The 22,653-nt window shown below is 56.3% G+C and carries 23 protein-coding genes and 4 tRNA genes; 12 read left to right on the forward strand and 15 right to left on the reverse strand.

The features are described 5' to 3' along the window. Positions 1 to 77: 77 nt before the first annotated feature. The 5 genes from VJ369_RS16870 to asd all read left to right on the forward strand — a co-directional run bounded on the left by VJ369_RS16870 (position 78) and on the right by asd (position 3,290). Positions 78 to 407: a GNAT family N-acetyltransferase gene (locus VJ369_RS16870; protein ID WP_324093162.1), complete on the forward strand. Its 330-nt coding sequence runs from the start codon at positions 78 to 80 to the stop codon at positions 405 to 407. 58 nt (positions 408 to 465) lie between these two features. Beyond that, the gene (locus VJ369_RS16875; RefSeq protein WP_324093163.1) at positions 466 to 1,281 is read left to right on the forward strand and encodes a thymidylate synthase; all 816 of its coding nucleotides are present in this window, start codon (positions 466 to 468) and stop codon (positions 1,279 to 1,281) included. After that, positions 1,278 to 1,826 carry a dihydrofolate reductase gene (locus VJ369_RS16880; RefSeq protein WP_324093164.1) on the forward strand — a complete coding sequence of 183 codons (549 nt, stop codon included), beginning with the start codon at positions 1,278 to 1,280 and terminating at the stop codon, positions 1,824 to 1,826. Before VJ369_RS16875 ends, VJ369_RS16880 begins: the two co-directional genes overlap by 4 nt. A gap of 5 nt (positions 1,827 to 1,831) precedes the next feature. Then, a complete protein-coding gene (locus VJ369_RS16885) occupies positions 1,832 to 2,059 on the forward strand; it encodes an NF038396 family protein (protein WP_096256935.1) in 228 nt (75 codons plus the stop codon). Positions 2,060 to 2,171: 112 nt separating this feature from the next. After that, positions 2,172 to 3,290: an aspartate-semialdehyde dehydrogenase gene (asd, locus tag VJ369_RS16890; RefSeq protein WP_324093165.1), complete on the forward strand. Its 1,119-nt coding sequence runs from the start codon at positions 2,172 to 2,174 to the stop codon at positions 3,288 to 3,290. Positions 3,291 to 3,341: 51 nt separating this feature from the next. On the opposite strand, the gene VJ369_RS16895 is transcribed toward asd, so the two are convergent. From VJ369_RS16895 to VJ369_RS16920, 6 genes are all read right to left on the reverse strand, one after another. Further along, entirely contained in the window at positions 3,342 to 4,460 is a 1,119-nt protein-coding gene (locus VJ369_RS16895) for a UDP-N-acetylmuramate dehydrogenase (RefSeq protein WP_324093166.1), read from the reverse strand. Further along, positions 4,432 to 5,640 carry an MFS transporter gene (locus tag VJ369_RS16900; RefSeq protein ID WP_324093167.1) on the reverse strand — a complete coding sequence of 403 codons (1,209 nt, stop codon included), beginning with the start codon at positions 5,638 to 5,640 and terminating at the stop codon, positions 4,432 to 4,434. The genes VJ369_RS16895 and VJ369_RS16900 overlap by 29 nt, the downstream gene beginning before the upstream one ends. After that, positions 5,616 to 6,056, reverse strand: coding sequence for a MaoC family dehydratase (locus VJ369_RS16905; RefSeq protein WP_324093168.1), 441 nt, complete (start codon positions 6,054 to 6,056; stop codon positions 5,616 to 5,618). Before VJ369_RS16905 ends, VJ369_RS16900 begins: the two co-directional genes overlap by 25 nt. A gap of 3 nt (positions 6,057 to 6,059) precedes the next feature. Continuing rightward, positions 6,060 to 6,506 (reverse strand): MaoC family dehydratase N-terminal domain-containing protein, encoded by a 447-nt coding sequence (locus VJ369_RS16910; RefSeq protein ID WP_105675587.1) that lies wholly within the window; start codon positions 6,504 to 6,506, stop codon positions 6,060 to 6,062. Positions 6,507 to 6,536: 30 nt separating this feature from the next. Beyond that, a complete protein-coding gene (locus VJ369_RS16915) occupies positions 6,537 to 6,797 on the reverse strand; it encodes a hypothetical protein (protein ID WP_105675589.1) in 261 nt (86 codons plus the stop codon). Between the two features lie 64 nt (positions 6,798 to 6,861). Continuing rightward, the gene (locus VJ369_RS16920; protein WP_324093169.1) at positions 6,862 to 7,803 is read right to left on the reverse strand and encodes a DUF2797 domain-containing protein; all 942 of its coding nucleotides are present in this window, start codon (positions 7,801 to 7,803) and stop codon (positions 6,862 to 6,864) included. A 296-nt stretch (positions 7,804 to 8,099) separates the two neighbouring features. Between VJ369_RS16920 and VJ369_RS16925 the strand changes: the two genes are divergently transcribed. Next, positions 8,100 to 8,774: a GTP pyrophosphokinase gene (locus tag VJ369_RS16925; RefSeq protein ID WP_414652674.1), complete on the forward strand. Its 675-nt coding sequence runs from the start codon at positions 8,100 to 8,102 to the stop codon at positions 8,772 to 8,774. Between the two features lie 58 nt (positions 8,775 to 8,832). On the opposite strand, the gene VJ369_RS16930 is transcribed toward VJ369_RS16925, so the two are convergent. Continuing rightward, positions 8,833 to 8,906, reverse strand: a tRNA-Met gene (locus VJ369_RS16930). A gap of 47 nt (positions 8,907 to 8,953) precedes the next feature. Beyond that, a tRNA-Thr gene (locus tag VJ369_RS16935) sits at positions 8,954 to 9,025 on the reverse strand. A 412-nt stretch (positions 9,026 to 9,437) separates the two neighbouring features. Between VJ369_RS16935 and VJ369_RS16940 the strand changes: the two genes are divergently transcribed. Together VJ369_RS16940 and VJ369_RS16945 are read left to right on the forward strand one after the other, a co-directional pair. Continuing rightward, positions 9,438 to 9,509, forward strand: a tRNA-Thr gene (locus VJ369_RS16940). Between the two features lie 159 nt (positions 9,510 to 9,668). Next, a complete protein-coding gene (locus VJ369_RS16945) occupies positions 9,669 to 11,099 on the forward strand; it encodes an HNH endonuclease (protein ID WP_324093171.1) in 1,431 nt (476 codons plus the stop codon). Positions 11,100 to 11,419: 320 nt separating this feature from the next. On the opposite strand, the gene VJ369_RS16950 is transcribed toward VJ369_RS16945, so the two are convergent. Further along, a complete protein-coding gene (locus VJ369_RS16950; RefSeq protein WP_324093190.1) occupies positions 11,420 to 13,327 on the reverse strand; it encodes a DEAD/DEAH box helicase in 1,908 nt (635 codons plus the stop codon). A gap of 333 nt (positions 13,328 to 13,660) precedes the next feature. On the opposite strand from VJ369_RS16950, the gene VJ369_RS16955 reads away from it, so the two are divergent. Beyond that, entirely contained in the window at positions 13,661 to 14,071 is a 411-nt protein-coding gene (locus VJ369_RS16955) for a hypothetical protein (RefSeq protein WP_324093172.1), read from the forward strand. 66 nt (positions 14,072 to 14,137) lie between these two features. On the opposite strand, the gene VJ369_RS16960 is transcribed toward VJ369_RS16955, so the two are convergent. Both VJ369_RS16960 and VJ369_RS16965 read right to left on the reverse strand, forming a co-directional pair. Further along, positions 14,138 to 15,295 carry a cystathionine gamma-synthase gene (locus tag VJ369_RS16960; protein WP_324093173.1) on the reverse strand — a complete coding sequence of 386 codons (1,158 nt, stop codon included), beginning with the start codon at positions 15,293 to 15,295 and terminating at the stop codon, positions 14,138 to 14,140. Between the two features lie 27 nt (positions 15,296 to 15,322). After that, a complete protein-coding gene (locus tag VJ369_RS16965; protein WP_324093174.1) occupies positions 15,323 to 16,687 on the reverse strand; it encodes a cystathionine beta-synthase in 1,365 nt (454 codons plus the stop codon). A 111-nt stretch (positions 16,688 to 16,798) separates the two neighbouring features. Between VJ369_RS16965 and VJ369_RS16970 the strand changes: the two genes are divergently transcribed. Continuing rightward, positions 16,799 to 17,764, forward strand: a complete 966-nt coding sequence (locus VJ369_RS16970) for a 3-methyladenine DNA glycosylase (RefSeq protein ID WP_324093175.1) — start codon at positions 16,799 to 16,801, stop codon at positions 17,762 to 17,764. Between the two features lie 31 nt (positions 17,765 to 17,795). Here VJ369_RS16970 and trxA read toward each other — a convergent pair whose 3' ends face one another. Further along, complete coding sequence (gene trxA, locus VJ369_RS16975) at positions 17,796 to 18,167, reverse strand: thioredoxin (RefSeq protein ID WP_324093176.1); 372 nt, start codon at positions 18,165 to 18,167, stop codon at positions 17,796 to 17,798. A gap of 142 nt (positions 18,168 to 18,309) precedes the next feature. Further along, a tRNA-Tyr gene (locus VJ369_RS16980) sits at positions 18,310 to 18,391 on the reverse strand. A gap of 165 nt (positions 18,392 to 18,556) precedes the next feature. On the opposite strand from VJ369_RS16980, the gene VJ369_RS16985 reads away from it, so the two are divergent. Then, entirely contained in the window at positions 18,557 to 19,045 is a 489-nt protein-coding gene (locus tag VJ369_RS16985; RefSeq protein WP_096256959.1) for a YajQ family cyclic di-GMP-binding protein, read from the forward strand. Between the two features lie 90 nt (positions 19,046 to 19,135). Here VJ369_RS16985 and htpX read toward each other — a convergent pair whose 3' ends face one another. Beyond that, a complete protein-coding gene (gene htpX, locus VJ369_RS16990; RefSeq protein ID WP_324093177.1) occupies positions 19,136 to 19,999 on the reverse strand; it encodes a zinc metalloprotease HtpX in 864 nt (287 codons plus the stop codon). Positions 20,000 to 20,221: 222 nt separating this feature from the next. Between htpX and rarD the strand changes: the two genes are divergently transcribed. Beyond that, a complete protein-coding gene (gene rarD, locus VJ369_RS16995; protein WP_324093178.1) occupies positions 20,222 to 21,160 on the forward strand; it encodes an EamA family transporter RarD in 939 nt (312 codons plus the stop codon). 70 nt (positions 21,161 to 21,230) lie between these two features. Here rarD and gabT read toward each other — a convergent pair whose 3' ends face one another. Next, on the reverse strand, positions 21,231 to 22,616 hold the full coding sequence (gene gabT, locus VJ369_RS17000) for a 4-aminobutyrate--2-oxoglutarate transaminase (protein WP_324093179.1): 1,386 nt from the start codon (positions 22,614 to 22,616) through the stop codon (positions 21,231 to 21,233). Positions 22,617 to 22,653: the final 37 nt, after the last annotated feature.

Genomic DNA, 22,653 nt, shown 5'->3' on the forward strand with positions numbered 1-22,653 from the left:
TGGACACGCGTTGCATCTACCCTCCAAAGCGACTATGACTAGAGGTGAGAGAAATCACGTCCAAGGAGGCTAATGCCATGTCCGCTCATCAGCCAGAGCATCCGGTTCAGAAAATTGTGCATCAAGGGTTGCGTCTGGATCATGACGAAAGCCGCCAGCGCTACAGTCTTTGGCATGGCTCCACCTTCATCGGTTTTATTGGTTATCAGCGCGAAGATCAGCTGGTGACCTTGCAGCACACCATCGTCAATGAGGAATTCGGCAGGCGCGGTTACGCGCGTGCACTGGTGACCATGGTGCTGGATAAATTACGCGCAGAGGGAGCAAAAATTGTTCCTGAGTGCAGTTACGTCCAGGACTTCTTGACCCGTTATCCCGAATACCACGACATGGTTGCCACCCAATAGCTAGCGAAGTCTCACAGTTCGGCTGTAGCTCTCGCGCCAGAGCTACAGCTACGATGGAATGGTGACTTCCCAGAACATCGAGACCCCATACGAAGATCTGTTGCGCGACGTGCTGGAAAACGGCACCGCCAAAGAGGATCGCACCGGCACCGGCACACTTTCGGTGTTTGGTCGTCAGCTCCGCTTTGATCTGAGCAAATCTTTCCCGCTGATCACTACCAAGCGGGTGCATTTCAAATCTGTCGCCGCAGAGCTCCTTTGGTTTCTGCGCGGTGAATCGAATGTGAAGTGGTTGCAGGATCAAGGGGTGCGCATTTGGAACGAGTGGGCCGATGCAGATGGCGAGCTCGGTCCTGTTTATGGTGTGCAATGGCGTAGCTGGCCCACCCCGGACGGTGCGCACATTGACCAAATTTCTGAGGTCATGGAATCTCTGCGCAACAACCCGGAATCCCGCCGTCATATCGTTTCGGCGTGGAATGTCTCGGAAATCAAGAACATGGCGCTGCCTCCGTGCCACGTGTTCTTCCAGTTTTACGTGGCCGATGGAAAACTCTCCTGCCAGCTTTATCAGCGTAGCGCTGACATGTTCCTCGGAGTCCCTTTTAACATTGCGTCCTACGCGCTGCTGACCAAGATGGTCGCCGCGCAGCTTGATTTGGAACCGGGAGAGTTCATCTGGACCGGTGGAGACACACATATCTACACCAACCATCTGGAGCAGGTTCGCGAACAGCTCAGTCGCGATCCGTATCCCTACCCCACGCTGGAATTCGCGTCCCAGCCAAAGTCAATCTTTGACTACACGCTCGAAGACTTTGTGCTCAACGATTACCAGCATCACCCAACGATCAAGGGAAGCGTTGCGGTATGAGTTCACGTCACGCTAAAGAAACTCAGAGCCTCATAGGTGCCATTTGGGCGCAGGGCGCCAACGGCATTATCGGCGCTGGCGGAACGATGCCCTGGCATGTGCCAGAAGATCTCGCGCATTTTAAGCGGGTTACCGCCGGCCATCCGGTAATCATGGGCCGCAATACCTGGGACTCTTTTCCGGAGAAATACCGGCCCCTGCCAAACCGCAGTAATATCGTGCTGACCTCCGGTGACCACGACCAACTGCGCACCGCCGGCGCACTTCCTGTCGGCTCGGTCGACGAAGCTTTGGCGCTGGCTGGACAAAGCGAAGGCAGCGAAGAAATTTGGATTATCGGCGGAGGAAAGCTCTACGCCGCCACCCTGGATTTGTGGGACATCGCCGTGATTACACGGCTGAATTTCAGCCCGGCCGGGGATACCAAAGCTCCCGCATTGACTGAAGACTTTGTCCTGTCCTCAGCCGACCCGGCTGAGCAATGGCACAGCTCAAAAAGCGGAACCGAATACCGCTTCGAATCTTGGATCCGTGAAAAGGACTAACCTACGTGAAAAAATACCTGAGCGAGCTCAAACAACACTCTGACGCGTTGTTCATCCTCGGATACATGCTGTTCCCGTTGCTTGCCCTTGTGGTAGCGGTGCTGGGATTCTTTATGGTCCTCGACGGCGCTAAGATCTTCGGTCTTATCTTGTTGCTGGTCCCTACCCAGCTATTTATCTTTGCCGCAATGTGGGCGATCAAAAATCGCAAACTGCTGCTAGAGGAGAAGTAAAGCTTCTGCTTATTCAAATCACACTCGAACCCGGCTGGGGCTCGGGTGTGATTCTGCTTTAACTGCTGTAACGAACCGAGCCGGTTGCCGTGAAGCGTCCTACCATGGAGATATGACTTCATCTGTTGGATTTGTTGGTTACCGTGGCATGGTTGGCTCCGTGCTGATGCAGCGCATGCTCGACGAGGGCGATTTTGCGCAACTGAACCCGGTCTTTTTCTCGACGTCGAACGCCGGTGGTGCAGCCCCTGGCTTTGCGCAGGGTGCCGAACCGCTGCAGGACGCCTACGACATTAAAACTCTGGCCAAGCTGCCGATTATCGTCACCGCTCAGGGCGGAGATTACACCGCCAAGGTGCACAGCGAGCTGCGTAAGTCCGGTTGGGATGGCCTGTGGATCGATGCAGCCTCCACCTTGCGCATGAACGAAGACTCGGTCATCGTGCTGGACCCGGTGAACCGGAATGTCATCGACCAGTCGTTGGTTGCAGGCGTTAAAGACTTTGTCGGAGGTAACTGCACCGTCTCATGCATGCTTATGGGTTTGGGCGGGTTGTTCAAGAACAACCTGGTCGAGTGGAGCACTTCCATGACCTACCAGGCAGCATCCGGTGGCGGTGCACGCCATATGCGTGAGCTGCTGACCCAGTTTGGTGACATCAATTCGGCGGTCTCCGCCGAACTCGCCGATCCGGCCTCCGCCATCTTGGACATTGACCGCAAGGTGCTTGAAGCTCAGCGCGGTGGATTGGACGCCAGCCAGTTTGGTGTACCTCTCGCAGGCTCGCTGATCCCGTGGATTGACGCAGACCTCGGCAACGGCCAGTCCCGCGAAGAGTGGAAGGCCGGAGCGGAGACGAACAAGATCTTGCAGACCTCCGGGGATCATCACATCATCGTTGATGGCCTGTGCGTGCGTATCGGCGCGATGCGTTCGCACTCCCAGGCGTTGACCATCAAGCTGAAGGATGACCTCTCGGTTTCCGAGATCGAAGCACTGCTCGACGAGGACAATGAGTGGGCCAAGGTTGTGCCCAATGAAAAGGAAGCCACCATGGAGCGGCTGACCCCGGTCGCTGCCTCGGGCACCTTGGATATTCCGGTGGGCCGTATCCGCAAGCTGGAAATGGGACCTAAGTACATTTCCGCGTTCACCGTCGGTGACCAGCTGCTCTGGGGCGCAGCAGAGCCATTGCGCCGCATGCTGGCCATCGCTCAGGGTCGCCTGTAAAGACAAACCATTTAGCCCCTTCGAATTCGATTCGAAGGGGCTTTTTGTGCGCTAAAGCGCTAAATCAATGAGTAATGGTTCGTTGACCAGTTCAATGCCAAAGCGTTCTTGTACCCCCGCACGCACGGCGCGTGCGACAGCCAGTAGGTCTTCGGCGGTAGCACCACCTCGGTTCGTGACAGCTAGGGTGTGCTTGGTGGACAAGCTAGCGCGGCCTTGAGCCAGACTGAACCCCTCGGTGCCTTCGAGTCCGAAGCCCTTGGAGAATCCTGCCTGGTCGATCAGCCAGGCTGCGGAAAGCTTCACCAGACCATCGGTGTCCACCGGATAGTTTGGGGCGCCTTCTGGCAAGCGTTCAAGCACCAGCACGTCAACAATCGGGTTGGTGAAGAAGGACCCGGTGGAGTGCGAGTCCACGTCCTTCGGTTCGTAGACCATGCCTTTGGAGCGACGTAGTTCAAGCACCTGCTGGCGCACCAGCTGCGCCGAGGCGGATTCACCGGGTGCAACGCCCAAGCGGCGAGCTAATTCCGCATAACGTATCGGCGCCGAAACTTCTGACCGAGTAAGTTCAAAGGCAACTTCGAGCACCACAAAGCGCGGCGAACCGGCTACGCTGGTGCGCTTGATCAGCGAATCCCGGTAGGAGAATTCGAGCTCTTCACGATGTAGCGTCAGCGCGGTTCCGAGGTGCCGGTCATAAACCCGCGCCCAGGCCAGGTGCTCAGACACGTCGGCGCCGTAGGCACCCACGTTCTGCACCGGGGTGGCCCCGGCGCAACCCGGGATGCCGGACAGCGCCTCCAAGCCGCTTAGGCCTTCTACGAGACTGTATTCCACGCAGGCGTCCCAGTTTTCCCCGGCAGCGACGCGCAATAACAGCGTATTGGTGCCCAACGCTTCAAGCTGCAAGCCGCGGGTGGCGATCTGAATGGCGGTTCCCCGGAATCCGCGGTCATTGATCACCAGGTTTGAACCGCCACCGATCAGCAGTACCGGGGTGCCGGCAGCATCGGCTGCCGCCAGCGCAGAGACCAGCTCTTCTTCGGTACCTGCCACTACCAATTGGTCGGCGGGTCCACCGACCTTCGAGGTCGTCAAATTCTTCAGCATGCTCCTACTTTCGCATAGTTTCGCGTTGCTATTTTTCGCTTCGGTGATCGGCCACATTGGAAGAGAGGAAGAAGGCCAAGAGCACCAGAATCGAGATGGATCCCAACGCCGGCAACAGGCCGATAGCGCCTGCTAGAAGGCCCAGCAGTGGCGGTCCGCCTAAGAACGCGCCATAACCAATGGTGGAGACCACCGAAACGCGGGTGGCCGCCCGCAATGGATCCTGCGAGGCTGCGCTCATGGCCAGTGGGAAAGTCAGGGCAACACCCATACCCCAAATGGCCAGGCCGATAAATGCAATGGGCAGGTTTCCGGCAAAGGCAAAAAGCAGCACACCTATCAGCGCTGCAATGGCACTGGCTCGAATCATAATCACGCGTCCCAGACGCAGGATCAGATCACCGGACAGCAGCCTCGTGAGGGTCATGGTGCTGACAAATACGCCATAGCCAATCGCTCCGGTGGCCTCGCTCGTTTGGTAACCGTCGGCTAAGGCCAGTGCTACCCAGTCCCCTGCTGCTCCCTCGGCCAAAGCCATGCCGAGGACCAGCACGCCGAGCAAGATAGTTTGTGGTTCTTTCCACGCTTGCGCCAATGAGGGGCCCGTATGGTTGCGCGGGGTACGGCTGAAATCTTCACCGAAGCTCCGGGCGCTGACCAGCACCGTCACCACGATGATCACGCCCATCACCGCATAGTGCACATATAGTGGCAGATTGACCGCCGCTGCCAACGCGCCAATGCCAGCTCCCAGCACCGTGCCGATGGAGAAAAAGCCATGCAGCTCCGGCATGATGCTTCGGCCCAATGCACGCTCCATGGCTGCGCCCTGCACATTGGAGGCCACGTTCCACGAAGCGGTACCCAGTCCTTGAGTGAACAGGAAAATCCCGGTCAGCCAGGTGGATTCAAACACCGAGGCGCTGATCCCGATCAGCAGCAACGAACTACCCGCCAAGGTGGCAGCTATGCGCATGACACTGGTGGCTCCGAGCCGCAACACTGCTTGTCCGGAGAGCGCCACGGACAAAAACGACCCAGCGCTCAGGCACAACAGCAGTAAACCGACATTCGCGTGGTCTAGCTGCAGCGCGTCGCGCAATGCCGGGAGCCGGGAGACCAGAGCCGAGATCAACAGGCCGCTGGCCAGGTAGGCGGCAAGTAACCCGTTGCGCCAGGCGATTACCGTGCCCTCGCCGCCTAGTTGCTTGTTCAGAGCTGGACTACCGCCTGGCACTTCATCAGTACCTTTGTGCCGTTGGCGGTGACCGTCAGGTCCACGCGTGCCGTTTGTGCTTCCTCATCCAGTGCACCGATCTTGCCTTCAACCTCAATGGCGGTGCCTTCGGCATCGCTTGGGTTGCTCCCTGCGGGATCTTCCACCACAACCGGCTTGGTGAAGCGGGTCTGGTAATCCACGATGGCGCCCGGGTTTCCTACCCACGCACCGACAAGATCAACAACTGCACCCATGGTGAACATGCCGTGGGCGATCACCGAGGGCAGTTCGACCTCTGTGGCAAAGCGTTCGCTGTAGTGGATCGGGTTAAAGTCTCCCGAGGCACCTGCATACCGCACCAGGTCCCCACGGTTGACCATGACGGTCGTTGAACCGATTACCTGGCCTTTTTCTAAGCTAGAGAATTTGATCACGGTTTAGTCCCCTGCCCGTACCAGTAGCGATGAAGTGGTGGTGGCGACCTTCTCGCCTGACACCGTGGTGATTTCGGCGCGCGTGGTGATCATTGCACCTGCACCCATTTCACGGATCTGGTCCACATAGAGTTCTGCCAGCAGTTCGTCTCCGGCCACAATGGGGCGGTGGTGAGTGAAACGCTGGTCAGCGTGCACCACACGAGAGAAGTCAATTCCGGAGGCCGGATCTGAGATCAGCTGCGCATCTGCGCGCTGCGCGATGATGATGACAAAAGTCGGCGGGGCTACCAAATCTGCGTAACCCAATGCTTGGGCGGCTTGCACGTCAAAGTGCGCCGGGGAGCTAGCTTTTGTGGCCGTGGCGAATTCACGAATTTTTTCGCGGCCTACCTGGTAGGACGCTCCAGCGGGGTAAATATGCCCCACGAGGTCAGGGTTGATACCCATTAGTTCTCCTGAACGTTGCGAGTTACTCGGTTACTTTTGCTTCTTGGCGCGCGGAACGGCAAGCCCATTGGCGATACGCCACTTGCGGGTGTCCTTGGCGCGGATAACTAAGCCGATGATGTGGCACAGCATGCCCACAATCATGATGCCAATGGCCGTGTATACCAGCGAGAGCGAGGGGATGTTCGAGCCAATAATTGCCAAAATGATGCCAAAGCCCATGACCCCCATGGCGGTGAACACAAACTTTTTGTAACGCGGTGAGGCCGCTTCCCATGGAGTGTTGGTCATGGCATCCAGTTTAGTTCAGAGTGCACGGTACAAAGCGCAAATGAAGGGATAAAACGGGTGAAACTCAGAACAATGGCGATTGTTCTTCGAAGAACTGGCCACGTTGCACTTCGATATCCACTTCACGGGTTTTCAACTCCGCCGCGTCCAGCAAGCGCAAAGTAGTGTTTTCCCCGCTGTCGACCAGAATGCTCTGGCCAAGCACTCCGCGCACGCGCAGATTCATTTCATGGCCGGCAATGGGTTCCGTCCACGGATGTACTGTTTTTGAATCCCAGGCTCGCACCACTTCCATGGCGTAGGCAGGCTGCTCCCACTTTTGGTCTAGCAGTTCCACTCCATACGCGGCTAGTTCACCTTGGGCCTCTAAGAATTTCTTGGCACGAGTCGCCTCTAACGCGTTGGCTGCGTCCAGACTAGTTTCGTCGAGCTCCCATGAGGTCAGCCCCTTGACCTTGGATTTCTGTCGGACTTGTTGTTTAAGACCCACGTGCTCGGTCACTAGGTCTTCCAACACTCGAATCGCACCACCATCACTGGCGCGCGCCACGTATCTAGCGCTCACGGCTCCTTGCTGTGCCAGACGGGTCCACTTACTCTGTGTGGAGGTCGTACCAACCTTGGTCGCGCCATGGGCAAAACTTGCGACATAGAGGAAATGTGGTTGTTCTAGATATTTGCGCAGGCCCTGCGGTGCCTCTCCAGTTTTGTGAAACTGGTGCATGAATTTGCTCTGGTCCGAACGCCGGCACCCCTCGCATTGAGTTCCAGTGTTAAGTCCCTTGAGTTTAGGGCAGCTATGCAGTGTTCGTGAGCCATCATCGCGCATGGTGACATAACCTAAACAAAATTTAGTTTGCCCAACACGTAGCTTGATTGAACGGTTTTCGCTGAGTGGTTCGTTGACCCATTCATCACCGCGACGCAGTCTGAGCACCGGGACCGGCTCATGGGGCGAGAAGCTAATGCCATGGCAAAGCTGCCGGTTTTCACGTTCGAGAATCATCTGCGCCTTTCAACAAGTTCTGCATTCAACGTTAGAGCATTGGACTTCTCGCCTCAGCACGCGCAACGTGCATCGGATTCATGCGCAATTCTTAGTCGACAGGATTAGGGTTGGAGCAAAAGACGAACAACTAGTGTGTTTCGAGTCTGCTAACTGAGCTAGAGGTGGTCGAGATTTCTTCCAATACAGATGAATCCCACGAAGTAATTCCATTGCCGTCGGTGGAGTCTTCAAGCTCCAACGGTGCCCTAGTCTACGATTTTGCGCATTCGCTACGGCAGTCGCTTCCAAAATTCATGATGGAGTACCGGTTCGCCGCGGACGAGGTGCTGACTAAGGTTTCAATTTTGCGCGAGGAATTTTTATACCTTCACAAGTACAACCCCATCGAACATGTTTCGTCGCGCGTGAAATCTCCAGAGAGTATCCTGCGAAAAGTCGTCAAGCGTGGCATCGATCCGGATCTGGCATCAATTAGAGCCAACATCACCGATATCGCCGGTATCCGTATCACCTGCAGTTTCATCAAAGATACCTACAAGGTGCTACACACGCTCACCGCACAAAATGATCTGAAAGTGTTGCAGATCAAGGACTACATCAAGCATCCAAAACCCAATGGGTATAAGAGCTTACACCTGATTCTGGAGATCCCGGTGTTCCTTTCCGAGGGCCCAGTCCCGGTCGTTGTTGAAGTACAGATACGCACCATCGCTCAGGATTTTTGGGCGAGTCTTGAACATAAGATTTTTTACAAGTATGAGGGCGCGGTTCCTGAACATTTGGTCGAGGAGCTCACCGACGCGGCAAACGCCGCGGAAAAGTTGGATCTGCAAATGCAACGGCTGCATACCGCGGTACACGGACATGATGTCAATGCAGAGTCGCCCACGGTAGGAGAACCGTTCGACGAGAGCTTGATGCAACAGGTCAGAGCCCTGGCCATGAAGTCAGCATCAAAAGAAGAGTGAGTCATATTTAAACGAGGAAAGCCTCGAAAACTCTAGGAGTTTTCGAGGCTTTTGTCGGTAGCGGCGCCGGGACTCGATCCCGGGACCTCACGATTATGAGTCGTGCGCTCTAACCAGCTGAGCTACGCCGCCACAAGTGGGAAGCCATCCTGTAGAAGCCAAGATGACTTCCCACTCAGAGCCCCCTGCCGGAATCGATCCGGCGACCTCGTTCTTACCAAGAACGCGCTCTACCACTGAGCTAAGGGGGCAACGAGTAAATACTCTACACGGATTTCTCAGCAAAGAAAAATCGCAGTCCACGTTGAATTGAAATCCGGCAAATCACCTATATAGCCAAGTCAAGTATGGATACGAATTTCGAATCGGAGCTTAGTTTCAGAAGTTCAGAGAAAACTTCTCCAGTGACGCTACTCACGAATTTGGTCAAGACTTCACTAGTCGTTTAGCAACGCGATGGCTAGTGATTCAAATGCAGGCATCAACGGATCAAAAGTCGAACATTGCTGCAAGTGCCTTCCTCCTACTTCACGAAAATCCACCAAGCGGTCACATCTATTTCGAAGCGCAGAAAGCCTACTGAGATCCGATTTTGTGACCTCCGGCACTCACCCTAGGGCGATTTTGAAAACCCTTTCAATGTGTGTAAAGTATTTATCTGTTGCCCCCTTAGCTCAGTGGTAGAGCGCGTTCTTGGTAAGAACGAGGTCGCCGGATCGATTCCGGCAGGGGGCTCAGATAAGAGGGAGAGAATCTTTTATAGATTCTCTCCCTCTTGCTTTATTTAACACCCGATTCGGTTCGGACCAGAACCGCTAAAACTTTCGAATTTCAGTAATCCACAGGTCGAATACTTACCTCTAAAACGTCTGTCTCACGCTATAAAATGGAATTATGTACGAAGGCGGATGCGACGATCGCGATAACTTCGAAAACAAGGCTCCGAAGTGGCCACCAGACAATGGACTTCATGAAGGCTGTGAAGCCTTGGTGGGAAAAGTTAATGACAACCTGAGCCAGATCGTTGCCCATGGCGGCAGATCGGCTTACTCAGCTGCACTTAATGAGCTGGAACGCACCAAAGCTAGTTTCTGTGCAGCTCAGATTAGGATGGCTTACCTTTTCGAAAAAGAAGTCGTTCGCGACCATGAGGAACGTGGCGTCTTCATAGACGAAAGCGAACGCGGTGCTGCTTCTGCGGTGGCAATGAGCCGTCGTCAGCCCCCGACGGGTGCCCGAAGCTACATGAAATCTTGTCGGATACTGGTAGAAGATATGCCGAATCTTTTACTAGCTCTTGATCTCGGCGATCTCTCGGAGCGACAGATACTCGCCGCTGCGTCCCCATTGCAAGAAGTTAATGCTGAACATCGTAGGGAATTCGACCAGCTGTTTCGCACTCATCCTGAGATGTTTGAAGGGCTAGGCGTCAAGGCAATCGGCGACACAGTTCGCAAGTTCACCGAACGTTTTGAAAGCACCACTAAGGCTTTCCTGGCTGAAGATGAAGCCTCGAAGCGTTACTCACGATTTCGCAAGAGCGAAAATTGCGTCATGCTCAGCGCCAAGCTCCCGCTCGCAGAAGGCACCGCCTTGTGCAAATCAATCAAGCAGCGAGTCAACGAACTACGTCGTAGCGGAGACCCTCGAACAAAAGATCAGCTGATGGCTGACATGTTGATTTGCAGTCAGATTGAGGGTTTCCCTCCCAAACTTCCGTTGTTCGTTGATATTAAACTGATCATGACGGATAAGAGTTTGCTCATGGGTGACCGCGAGCCGGCTAATCTACCCGGATACGGGATCATTCCTTCCCAATATGCGCGCGAACTAGTGGCGGGAGCGCAGGTACGGGTCAACGATTACTTCCATGAGTATCCGGAACACGACGACCTGGCATTACGAATCTTCACTTTCCCTGAAATCCAGCGGTTGTATACCGCACCCGGAAATCAAGATCTGATTGCCATGGATTCCAAAGCACGCGAGTTCCCGGACGCAATGAAGGAATTCATCAAGATCCGCGATGTTCATTGTCGGACTCCCTATTGCGATGGAATCATAGAAAACGTTGACCACGTGATGCAGCATTACCTTGGTGGTCCGACAAACGTAAAAAATGCCGACGGTAGATGCCAATGGTGCAATCTAGCCAAGGAACAACCGGGATGGTTTGAGATTGTGGTTCACGAACAACCACACTCGATGCGGATCAATCCCGGGGACGGTGCAATTTATCAGTCCTTGGCACCACCAGCAACGGGTGTAGTACGCGACGTTATCCCTCCGATTCTTCCGCATGGATATCGGTGGCAACGTGAATAGTTCTCAGAGAATCTAGATTCTCTATCTGGCTAGTGGGCATCTGGCACTGTTCAACCATTATGCCTACCCTGATTCACACTTGCGACGAGATCACTGCGCAATTTTACGGCCTCCGGGTGTTCCTTACAGACACGTTGCTAGACGCCGTGTGGCCTCTGCACGCGTTGGAGCGAGGAGAGTGAGCTCCGAGTCCATCCGGACTGACTAGGGAGGCTCAGCGCGACCTTTCCTGTCATTGGCTATGTCGCGTTTTAAAGAACAAAAAAGCACTCCCCCGAACCGTTTTCACGATTCAAGGGAGTGCTCTTAGGTTTTAAGACTTAGTAGTCGCGACGTCCGCCGCTACGGTTTCCGCCGCCGAAGCGCTTTTCGCCACCGCCGCGTCCGCCACCGAAGCCGCCGCGTCCACCGCCGCCGCCGAAGCCGCCACGTCCACCGCCGCGTCCGCCACCGAAGCCACCGGAACGCTTACGGTCGCCGTAGCCACCGCGGTCCGAATCTTCTGCTGGACTGCGACCGTTGTCTAGCTCCAGGTTGATGGCTTCGCCACCAATGCGGGTGTTAGACAGTGCACGCCACTGGTCCTTGGTCAGCTCTGCTGGCAACTCAACCAGGGTGTGATCCGAACGGATATCAATGCCACCGATTTCGGAGGAGTTGAAGCCGCCTTCGTTGGCAAGTGCGCCAACGATGGAGCCCGGCTGAACGCGGTTCTGACGACCCACGGCCAAACGGTACATTGCGTTGCCCTCGGCTGCAGTCTTACGACCACGTGGTGCACGCTCGCCACGTCCACCTTCACGCTCGCCACGTCCGCCTTCGCGGTCCATGCGAGCCTTCTTCGAAGGTGGGATCACTGGCTCGGTCATCAGCAATGGGCGACCACCCTGAGCCATCAGTGCCAATGCAGCAGCGATTTCAAGCTGATCTAGGTCTTCGTGCTCTGCAGCAAAACGCTCCACGATTTCACGGAAGGTGCTCAGGTCCTGACCACTGATCGTCTGGTCGATGCGATCGGTGAAACGCTGGATACGACGGTCATTGACCGTGTCCAGGGAAGGAAGCTGCATCTGAGTCACTGGCTGGCGGGTAGCCTTTTCAATCGCACGCAGTAGGTACTTCTCGCGTGGGGTCATGAAGAGGATCGCGTCGCCGGTGCGGCCTGCACGGCCGGTACGGCCAATGCGGTGCACGTAGGACTCGGTGTCGTGTGGGATGTCGTAGTTGATGACGTGGGAAATGCGTTCCACGTCAAGGCCACGAGCAGCCACGTCGGTTGCGACCAAGATATCGATCTTGCCCGAACGCAGGTTCTCGACGGTGCGCTCACGCTGCTGCTGTGGGATGTCACCGTTGATGGCTGCGGCGGTGAAGCCCCGGGCCTTCAGCTTGTCGGCAAGATCTTCGGTAGCCATCTTGGTGCGAACGAAGGCGATAACGCCTTCAAAAGGCTCGGATTCCAGGATACGAGTCATGGCATCGAGCTTGTGAGCTCCCATAACCTGCAGGTAACGCTGGGTGATGTTGGTGCCGGTCGAGGTGTTCGACTTGACCGAAACTTCCTGTGGGTTACGCAGGTATTCGGCAGCGATGCGACGAATGGTACGCGGCATGGTTGCGGAGAACAGTGCAACCTGCTTGTCCTTTGGAGTCGACTCCAAGATCTTGTCGACCTCTTCGGCGAAGCCCATGCGAAGCATTTCGTCAGCCTCATCCAGTACTACGTACTGAAGGTTGGACAGGTCCAGGGAACCCTTGTTGATGTGGTCGATGACGCGGCCTGGGGTACCGACAACAACCTGTGCGCCGCGGCGCAGTCCGTTGAGCTGTGGGCCGTATGGCGAGCCACCGTATACCGGAAGGACGGTGAAGTCGCTCAGGTACTTGGCGTAAGAAGTGAAAGCCTCAGCAACCTGAAGAGCCAGCTCGCGGGTTGGAGCTAGAACCAGGATCTGTGGGGTGCGAGCTGGACCGTTAAGGTCTGCAAGCTCAGCCATGCGGGACAGTGCCGGCAGCGCGAAAGCTGCGGTCTTACCGGTACCGGTCTGTGCCAGACCAACTACGTCACGGCCTTCAAGAAGCAGTGGGATGGTGGCTGCCTGGATTGGCGATGGCTTCTCGTAGCCTAGGTCGGCTAGTGCTGCAAGCACTCGGGCGTCAAGACCAAGTTCGCTGAAAAGCACGGTCGGCTCTTCGTTGGTCTTTTCGTCATTGGTGTTTACGGGCATGTCTGATGACACGAAGAATTACCTCATTCGTTTGGGGAAGGCCTACCCGTCCCCAATTTAAGAACGACGCATAGGCTACACAGTAAGAAAACTACTCACGCTCATCAAGCGCTCCCCTATGACATAAAAACCGCGCACACACTTGGCGGAAGAAATACAACACGAGAAGGCTCTTGCCTCAAAAATTGGGCTAGATGCAAGGAAACCCTGATGTTCGCGAACACCTAATACTATCGACAAGTAGGCTCATTTGTCAGCGTGAGAGCTGTGTGAGTTCGGGCACCGCTTGCAAAGTGGGCCGTAACACTTGGTCTTGACGCTAGGCTGGGAGACGTGAAAAAGCCCGTAACTCCCCCGCCAAATGCCCTGCCAGCACCCGGTGCCTTGCGCATCTCGCGGTTCCTCTGGATCTTGGCCGGAGTGCTCTTTTTAGGCTTCGCCGCGAATTTAGCCTTCGATGTCTTCGATGTTCACCCGCTGGACCCTGGTCCGCTGGCGCTGGTAGTGCTCTTGGCCGTGGCCGGAATAGCGATCTGTTTCTTAGCTGTACGGTTGTGGAAGGGTGAACGCTCCGCACGCGCGCAGCTGACCTGGATTGGCCTCATTGCGGCCCTGCCCACCTTGCTGCGCATGGGCCGTTACTCAATCCTCGCAGCCGTGGTGCTTCTCGCGGTATTGCTGATGTGGACCCCGGCAAGCATTAAATACTTCAAGCTCACCTCACCGAAAACCAGTAAAAAATAACACCGGCGTTAAACACTGCGGGGATCATGAACCAGTTGGTTCACGATCCCCGCAGTTTTCTAAGGCCTACAACGCGCCGAAGGCACGATCCAGGTCATCGATCAGATCCGCAGCATCTTCGATGCCAACCGACAAACGAAGCAGGTTGACCGGAACTGCCAGCTCGGTGCCCTTGACCGAGGCGTGGGTCATCTCCGATGGGTAATTCATCAGCGATTCAATGCCGCCCAGGGATTCTGCCAGGGTGAACAGCTTGGTGCTTTCGGCGATCTTACGCGCGGCAGCCTCGCCACCGGAGAACTGCACGGAGACCATGCCGCCGAAGCCGCTCATCTGCTTCTTGGCAATGTCGTGGCCCGGGTGATCTTCGAAGCCCGGGTAGAGCACGCGCTCTACTTCCTTGCGTTCGCGCAGCCAGTGGGCCACCTTGTCAGCGTTTTCGTTGTGTGCGCGCATGCGAACACCGAGCGTCTTCAGACCACGAGTGGTCAAAAAGGCATCCATCGGGCCGGAGACGGCACCTACGGCAAACTGGATGAACCCGATCTTCTCGGCCAGCTCATCATCCTTCACGATGACCGCTCCACCAACAACGTCCGAGTGCCCACCAATGTACTTGGTCGTGGAGTGCACCACGATATCTGCGCCCAGGGTCAGCGGCTGCTGCAGGAACGGGCTGGCGAAGGTGTTGTCCACGACCAGCAACGCGCCGGCAGCGTGAGCGATCTGTGCGACCTTCGCAATATCGGTGATGGTCATCATTGGGTTAGATGGAGTCTCAACCCAAACCAGCTTGGCCTTGTTCTTTTCAATGGCGGCGGTTAATGCCTGCTCATTGGACATGTCCACCGGAGTGTTGCCAATGCCCCACGCACCAAGGACGCGGTCAATGAGTCGGAAGGATCCCCCGTAGGCGTCGTTGCCCAGGACGATGTGATCGCCTGGGCGCAGGATTGCACGGATCAGTGAATCTTCGGCGGCCAGACCGGAGCTGAAGGAAAAAGCGTGCTTGCCCAATTCGGCACCGGCGAGCTGTGCCTGCAGCGAGTCACGGGTCGGGTTAGTTCCGCGGCCGTATTCGTAGCCGTTGCGCAGCTTGCCAATGGCTTCCTGTGCATAAGTGGTGGAGAAATGTACTGGTGGGACGACGGCGCCGGTGTGCGGTTCAAATTCCTGTCCGGCGTGTACGAAACGAGTGTTTGATCCCTGAATGTTTTCGGTCATGACGTTCCTGTCCTGTTGAGTCAATGTTTAGCGGGTTACGTAGGCCAGCAGGTCCGACGCGGTCAGCGCGGCCTGAATTTCGCCACCGTCGGTCAACAAGACCCCCGGGTGCGTGGCAAGTAGTTCTTGGGCTCGTTCCAGGCTTTCGCCAACGCCCAGTAGTGGGATGGGAAGCTGTTCGAGCTCAGCTAAGGTGCTGGCAGCTTCGGCGCCGGCCAACAACGCGTCGGTGAGTGTGGCTGCACCGATCACCGCGCGGATCTCTCCGATACGTGCCGGTAACTGCGCGGTGCCAACTACTAGTGCTTCGGCTCCGGACTCGCGCAGCAGCTTCGCGGCTTCGGCCAGAGTGGTTTCTGCGCTGACCGTAGGCTGCGGATCAGTGGCCAACGCACGAGCAATCTGTGCCAGCTGCGTATTTTCTTCTCCGGTGAAGCCTTGGGCAAGCATCCATGAGTCATTAAAGATCTTTGCCAGATAGCCGCGTCCGCCGTCGGGGGCAATGACCACCACGACGTCGTCTTCACTCAGGTTTTGAGCCACACGCAGCGCCGCGACGATCGCCATGCCCGAAGAGCCGCCAAGTAGCAGCCCTTCTTCTTTGGCCAGGCGGCGCGTCATCGCGAAGGACTCCGCATCGTTAACCGGTTCCACCACATCCGGTACCGCCGGATCGTAGTTGCCTGGCCACATATCCTCGCCGACACCTTCGACAAAGTATGGGCGTCCGGTACCACCGGAGTACACCGAACCATCTGGATCTGCCGCAATCACCTTGACCGGGCCGCTGGCTCGGCCGGCAGATATTTGCTTCAGGTACCGGCCGGTTCCGGTGATAGTGCCGCCGGTGCCGGCACCAATGACTACGTGGGTGAGTTTGCCGTCGGTATCGTTCCAGATTTCGGGGCCGGTTGATTCGAAGTGGCTGTCCGGAGCTGCCGGATTCGAAAATTGGTCTGGCTTGTATGCGCCGTCAATCTCGCGGACTAGCCGGTCCGAGACGCCGTAATAGGACTCTTCAGATTCTGGGGCGACCGCCGTCGGCGTCACCACTACCTCGGCGCCGTAGGCTCGCAGCACATCGCGTTTTTCTTCCCCCACCTTGTCGGGGGTGACAAAAATTGTTTTGTATCCCTTGAGCTGTCCGACCATTGCCAACCCCACACCGGTGTTGCCACTGGTTGGTTCGACGATAGTTCCGCCCGGCTTCAGTTCGCCGCTTTGCTCGGCACGCTCAACCATCTTCAAGGAAATGCGATCCTTGATAGAACCACCCGGGTTCAGGTATTCCAGCTTGACCAGCACGGTGGCTTTGATACCGTCGGTCACCCGATTGAGTTTGACGAGTGGCGTGTTGCCAATCAGATCTAGAACTGTAGACGCATACTTCATGTCAAGAACTTTACCGGCGCTTGTCACACATGTCGTGGCGGTACGTAGCTTTGCGTCATGCAATAGCGTGAAAGTATGGGAAATGTTAGTGACCGGAAGGGTTCAGGGCGTATGTACTTCGATGCAGTAACCGGTTCTTACGACCCGCAGCGTCCGCTAAGTCTGCAGAAGTCGTTAGGGATTCTACGGCGCGGTCTAGGCGACCCGACGATTCGGTTAGCTGATACCGAAGCCTGGCTGGCGTTCGCCACCGAGCACGGCGACGCCACCTTGCACATCACTAAACCCTCGGTGAACTCTGCCGCCCGATTTGAAGCGTGGGGCGCTGGGGCTCCCTGGGCCATCGAGCACGCACCGGATCTCTTGGGCGCAGCCGATGATTGGTCAGGCTTTGATGAGCCGGAATTTTTCTCTTGCCTGCCCGAGCTAGTCCAGCACCAACGTGTACTGCACCGCGATCTGGCGCTACCGCGAACAAACAGAATTTTTGACCACGCCGCCGGGGCCATCCTCGAACAACGAGTCACCGGCATCGAAGCGAACTATGCCTGGCGTTGGCTGATCCGCCACCGGGGACGTCCGGCTCCGGGGCCGGCACCGCAGGGGCTCATGCTTTTTCCGCGTCCCGAAGAACTTGCAAAACTCAAAAGGTGGGATTGGCAGGCCGCCCGAGTCGAACAGCAACGCGCACAAACCCTAGGCCGGCTTGCGGCGGCGGCGAGCCGTTTAGAATGGTGGGCTGGCAAAGATCTGAAAGCACAAAAGCCTCTTGCAGCAGGTGCGGGAACGATTGAGTCAGCGCTGTTATCTTTGCCGGGCGTCGGTCCGTGGACTGTGGCTGAAACTTTGCAGCGCTCCCATGGTTCGCCTGACCATATTTCCGTTGGTGATTACCATCTGGCTGGTTTTGTCGGCCAAGTACTTATTGGGCGCCGAGTTGATGATCAGAAGATGCTTGAGCTTCTTCAGCCTTTTTCGGATCATCGGCAACGGTTGATCCGGCTGTTACAGCTTTCAGGACAGAAAAGACAAAGCTTCGGGCCACGCTACGCCCCATTAGATCACCGAGGTCGTTAGCAGCCCGAAGCTATTAATAGTGCTTAGTGGATTACTCCGCCTGCGCAGCTTCCTCGGCGATTTGTGCGTGCACCTCGGACATATCAATGCCCTTCACCGCGGTGACCAGATCTTCAAGCTGAGCCTGGTTCAACACACCTGGCTGCGAAAAGACAAGGACCTTTTCGCGGAACGCCATCACGGTAGGAATCGAGGTTACGTTAGCTGCTCGCGCCAGACCCTGCTCCGTTTCGGTATCAACCTTGGCGAACACGACATCCTGGAATTTCTCCGAAGTCTGCTCATAAACCGGGGCGAACTGACGGCAAGGACCGCACCACGCTGCCCAGAAATCAACGAGCACAATGTCATTGTCTGCAATCAGCTGGGCGAATTCTGCTTCGCTCACATTTTTAGTTGCCATGCCTACACGGTATCCGAATTTATCCGCAAGTACGTAGCTTGGAGACATTGAACGCAGTAAAAATGCCCGAAATTCACGACTTTTAAGCAATGTTCTCCGGGATGCAAAAAACTCCCAGATCTTTCGATCTGGGAGTTATCTGTGGCAGATACTGGATTCGAACCAGTGAAGGCGTTGCCAGCTGATTTACAGTCAGCCCCCTTTGGCCACTCGGGTAATCTGCCATGTTTGTTCACGTCGGAACGAGAAATAACTCTACAGGAGTTTTTGTAGCTTGTGAAATCGAGAGGTGCATTTTTGATGTAAGCCTGATCACAGCCGAAATTCTTGCCGCTTAACCGGTAGGCTATGAAGCGAATTGGACCCGTAGAACACCAAGGAGAAATCACATGGCTAGCGATTCCACATTTGATGTTGTCAGCAAGGTAGACAGTCAAGAAGTCGCCAACGCAATGAATCAGGCTCAGAAGGAAATCGTCCAGCGATACGACTTCAAGGGCATCGGCGCAGAAGTTGATTTCAGCGGCGAGAAGATCCTGATGAAGGCGAACTCTGAAGAGCGCGTCAAGGCTGTACTGGATGTCTTCCAGTCCAAGTTGGTCAAGCGCAACATCTCCCTGAAGTCCCTAGACGCCGGCGAGCCTTACGCTTCAGGCAAGGAATACCGCATCGAAGCATCCATCGTTGAAGGTATTGCTCAGGATGTCGCCAAGAAGATCAACAAGCTCATTCGTGATGAGGCTCCTAAGGGAGTCAAATCCACCATTCAGGGTGATGAGCTGCGCGTATCTTCGAAGTCCCGCGATGATTTGCAGGCCACTATGACTCTGCTGCGCGGCTTCGACGAAGCAGACCTGCAGTTTGTGAACTTCCGCTAAACACACACCGCCCAGGGCTAGTGAGCCTCACGCACACAGAGCGTCGTTGCCATTTTGAGGCAACGACGCTCTTTCGTGTTTTGCAAGCAGTTACTGGCCGCGTGCCATCGCTTCAAGTCGTGCCACCCGGTCATCCATCGACGGATGCGTGGAGAACATCTGCTTCAGACGCGAGCCGAATGGGTTAGCGATCATCAGGTGTGAGCTGTTGACCAGCTTCTGATCCTGGGGTGCCAGCGGGGCGGCGCTAATACCCGACTCCAAGCGGCGCAGCGCACTAGCGAGCGCCAGCGGGTCACCTGTGAGCTTGGCACCGTCCTCGTCGGCGTCGAACTCGCGGGTACGGCTGACTGCCATTTGAATCATCGAGGCGGCGAGCGGCGCCAGCAAGGACATCGCAATCAACGCGATCGGATTAACGTTGCGGTTGTCGCGTCCGCCGAAGAACAGCATGAACTGGGCGACAGAGGTGATGACGCCAGCCACCGCGGCGGCCACCGAAGAGGTGAGGATGTCACGGTTGTAGACGTGCATGAGTTCGTGGCCCAGGACCCCGCGCAGTTCCCGCTCATCGAGCAGCTGCAAGATCCCCTCCGTGCAGCAGACGGCAGCGTTTTCCGGGTTACGTCCGGTGGCAAAGGCATTAGGTGAGGTAGTCGGCGAGACGTAGAGGCGCGGCATCGGCTGCTGAGCGTTGATCGACAGCTCGCGGACGATGCGGTACATCCCTGGCTGATCTGCCTCGGTGACCGGGTAGGCCTGCATCGAGCGCAGCGCGATCTTGTCGCTGTTCCAGTAGCCGTAGGCAGTGGTGCCCAGACCGATCAGCGCAAAGATCCAGATAAAGGAGCCATTGCCGCTGCCGACGGAAATGAGCGAGCCAAGCGCAAGCAGCAGGGCAAACATGCCGCCGAGTAATAGCGCAGTCCTAAAACCATTGTTATGTTTATGCACTTAGGTCCACTCCCCGTGTCCGTCATCCCGATACCTTTAGTGTATTTGAACGACCGGTCCGAAGGGTTTGTTCCCCGACAAGTCGTTGCGCGGGCCCTAAGGTGACTACTATCACCTAGTGTGGCTGTGAGGCACTACGGGACATACGATCAACAGATAATGCGCGGCCCTGCGGATCGCGTGAACCTTTCATGACATGGCGGAAGTAGACACGAATAACTCATGAGTTCCGGCAGCAATAAACCAGTTCGCTCCGAACATTCCCTGGGCTTGATCCAAGGCACCGCAGCGTACCTCATTTGGGGGTTGCTCCCCCTGTACTTCCTGTTTTTACCGCAGATCTCAGCCTTTGAATTTGTTGCTGTGCGGGTCGTTTTCTCGCTGGTCTTCTGTATTTTGCTATTGCTGGCCACCAAACAGATTCGTCTGTTCATCAGCATGTTCAAAGACGGCAAAACGGTGGGCAGACTCGGCCTTGCCAGTGTTTTGATTGCGGTGAACTGGACGCTGTACGCCTTTGCGGTACTGACCGGCCACGTTTTGGAGGCTTCGTTGGGGTACTTCATCAACCCCATCGTCGCGATTGTCCTGGGCGTGATCGTTTTGAAGGAAAAGCTCAGCCGCCTGCAATGGCTCTCCTTGGCCGTTGCCGCACTTGCAGTCATCATATTGACGGTCGGCTTGGGCCGGGTTCCCTGGATCTCCTTGGGCTTGGCATTTTCCTTTGGATTTTATGGACTGGTCAAAAATCAGGTCGGCAGAAGCGGCACCGCTTTGGGTGCGCTCACCATGGAAACGCTGCTGCTGACCCCGCTATCGCTCATTTTCTTGGGCTGGACGATGCTCCACGGCACCTCGGTGTTTACCTCCGTCAGCGTCCCGGCCTTTGCCTTGCTTGCAGTCAGTGGCATCATCACGGCGGTACCGCTATTGCTCTTTGGCGGGGCCGCCCGTCGTCTTCCACTGAGCACCCTGGGCTCCTTGCAGTTCCTGGCACCGATTATGCAGTTCATCCTCGGCCTACTGGTATTCGGTGAGTCGATGCCGGCGGAGCGTTGGATAGGCTTCGCGCTGGTCTGGGTAGCGGTAATACTCATTGTTTTGGACATGGTACGAACCCCGCGCGTTGGACCCGGGCCCGAACCCAAAAAAGTCAGCTGATTAACACGTTCATTAAAAGCACTGGGGCTAGTTCATTGATGAACCAGCCCCAGTGCTATTTATTCAAGAACTAAGCGTGCTTGCGGATTGCCGCTTCAAGAACGTCAAATGCTTCGCCGAGCAGCTCGTCACTGATCACCAATGGTGGGAGCAGGCGCACCACGTTGCCGTAGGTACCGCAAGTGAGGATCAGAACGCCTTCTGCGAGGCATTCCTCGGCGATCTTCTTGGTCAGTGCGGCATCTGGTTCCTTGCCACCGGCCTTGACGAATTCAATGGCGACCATTGCGCCACGCCCGCGGATGTCACCCAGTGCGGAGACTTCCTTCTGGATTGCACCAAAACGAGTGAAGAACTGCTCTTCGATCTGGCGGGCTCGCCCGGCCAGATCCTGCTCTTCCATGAACTTGATGCTCTCTAGCGCTGCAGCCACGGCCACCGGGTTGCCGCCGTAGGTGCCGCCCAGTCCGCCGCCATGGACCGAGTCCAATAGTTCGGCGCGACCGATCAGGCCAGATAGCGGCATGCCGCCGGCGATGCCCTTTGCCACGGTTACCAGATCTGGTTCGATACCTTCGATGTCCGAGGCGAACCATGCGCCCGAGCGGGCGAAGCCTGCCTGGACTTCGTCAGCGATGAACACGATGCCGTTTTCCTTGGCCCACTCCGCCACGCGTGGCAGGAAGCCAGTGGCGGGAACGATGAACCCGCCCTCACCCTGGATTGGTTCGATGATGATCGCGGCGATCTGGTCTCCGCCAATCTGCTTCTCCATGGCCAGGATTGCGCGCTCTGCGGCTTCTTTACCTGAGATGTTGGGGTTTTCTTCGCGGTATGGGTAGCTCATCGGCATCCGGTAGATCTCTGGAGCCAGTGGGCCGAAGCCACGCTTGTAAGGGGCAGCCTTGGCAGTCAAACCCATGGTGAGGTTCGTACGTCCGTGGTAGGCGTGGTCAAAAGCGACCACTGCCTGGCGTCCGGTAGCTACGCGCGCGACCTTGATCGCGTTTTCTACGGCTTCGGCGCCAGAGTTGAAGAATACTGCGCGCTTTTCAAAGTGGCCCGGAGTGATCGTTGCCAGCTTTTCAGCCAACTCGATGTAGTTCTCATACGGTGCCACCATGAAGCAAGTGTGGGTGAATCGAGCTGCCTGCTCGGCAACTGCCTTGGCTACCGCTGGGTTCGACGCACCGACGGTGGTGACCGCGATACCCGAGCCGAGGTCAATGAGCTGATTTCCATCCACGTCAACGATGATTCCACCGTCTACATCGGCTGCGTAGACCGGCAGGCTTGAGGCAACGCCGGCTGCGACTGCCTTGGCACGGCGGGCGGCCAGCGCCTGGGACTTTGGACCTGGGAAGGCGCCATTGATCTGGCGCTTCTGCTCAATGCGGTAAGTAACGTCCACCGTGATTCCTTTCAAAAAAATAACCGGCTCTGATTCGGCCGGCATGACTCTAGATAGAACACTATGGCCGGGATTCGTATGG

The sequence above is a fragment of the Glutamicibacter sp. genome, from assembly GCF_035257265.1.
Lineage (GTDB): Bacteria > Actinomycetota > Actinomycetes > Actinomycetales > Micrococcaceae > Glutamicibacter.

Coding starts and splice junctions, on each gene's coding strand:
- VJ369_RS16870 (WP_324093162.1), top strand. CDS start 78: ATGTCCGCTCATCAGCCAGAGCATCCGGTTCAGAAAATTGTGCATCAA.
- VJ369_RS16875 (WP_324093163.1), top strand. CDS start 466: ATGGTGACTTCCCAGAACATCGAGACCCCATACGAAGATCTGTTGCGC.
- VJ369_RS16880 (WP_324093164.1), top strand. CDS start 1,278: ATGAGTTCACGTCACGCTAAAGAAACTCAGAGCCTCATAGGTGCCATT.
- asd (WP_324093165.1), top strand. CDS start 2,172: ATGACTTCATCTGTTGGATTTGTTGGTTACCGTGGCATGGTTGGCTCC.
- VJ369_RS16895 (WP_324093166.1), bottom strand. CDS start 4,460: ATGTGGCCGATCACCGAAGCGAAAAATAGCAACGCGAAACTATGCGAA.
- VJ369_RS16910 (WP_105675587.1), bottom strand. CDS start 6,506: ATGGGTATCAACCCTGACCTCGTGGGGCATATTTACCCCGCTGGAGCG.
- VJ369_RS16915 (WP_105675589.1), bottom strand. CDS start 6,797: ATGACCAACACTCCATGGGAAGCGGCCTCACCGCGTTACAAAAAGTTT.
- VJ369_RS16920 (WP_324093169.1), bottom strand. CDS start 7,803: ATGATTCTCGAACGTGAAAACCGGCAGCTTTGCCATGGCATTAGCTTC.
- VJ369_RS16925 (WP_414652674.1), top strand. CDS start 8,100: ATGATGGAGTACCGGTTCGCCGCGGACGAGGTGCTGACTAAGGTTTCA.
- VJ369_RS16945 (WP_324093171.1), top strand. CDS start 9,669: ATGTACGAAGGCGGATGCGACGATCGCGATAACTTCGAAAACAAGGCT.
- VJ369_RS16950 (WP_324093190.1), bottom strand. CDS start 13,327: ATGCCCGTAAACACCAATGACGAAAAGACCAACGAAGAGCCGACCGTG.
- VJ369_RS16960 (WP_324093173.1), bottom strand. CDS start 15,295: ATGACCGAAAACATTCAGGGATCAAACACTCGTTTCGTACACGCCGGA.
- VJ369_RS16965 (WP_324093174.1), bottom strand. CDS start 16,687: ATGAAGTATGCGTCTACAGTTCTAGATCTGATTGGCAACACGCCACTC.
- VJ369_RS16970 (WP_324093175.1), top strand. CDS start 16,799: ATGTACTTCGATGCAGTAACCGGTTCTTACGACCCGCAGCGTCCGCTA.
- trxA (WP_324093176.1), bottom strand. CDS start 18,167: ATGGCAACTAAAAATGTGAGCGAAGCAGAATTCGCCCAGCTGATTGCA.
- VJ369_RS16985 (WP_096256959.1), top strand. CDS start 18,557: ATGGCTAGCGATTCCACATTTGATGTTGTCAGCAAGGTAGACAGTCAA.
- rarD (WP_324093178.1), top strand. CDS start 20,222: ATGAGTTCCGGCAGCAATAAACCAGTTCGCTCCGAACATTCCCTGGGC.
- gabT (WP_324093179.1), bottom strand. CDS start 22,616: ATGCCGGCCGAATCAGAGCCGGTTATTTTTTTGAAAGGAATCACGGTG.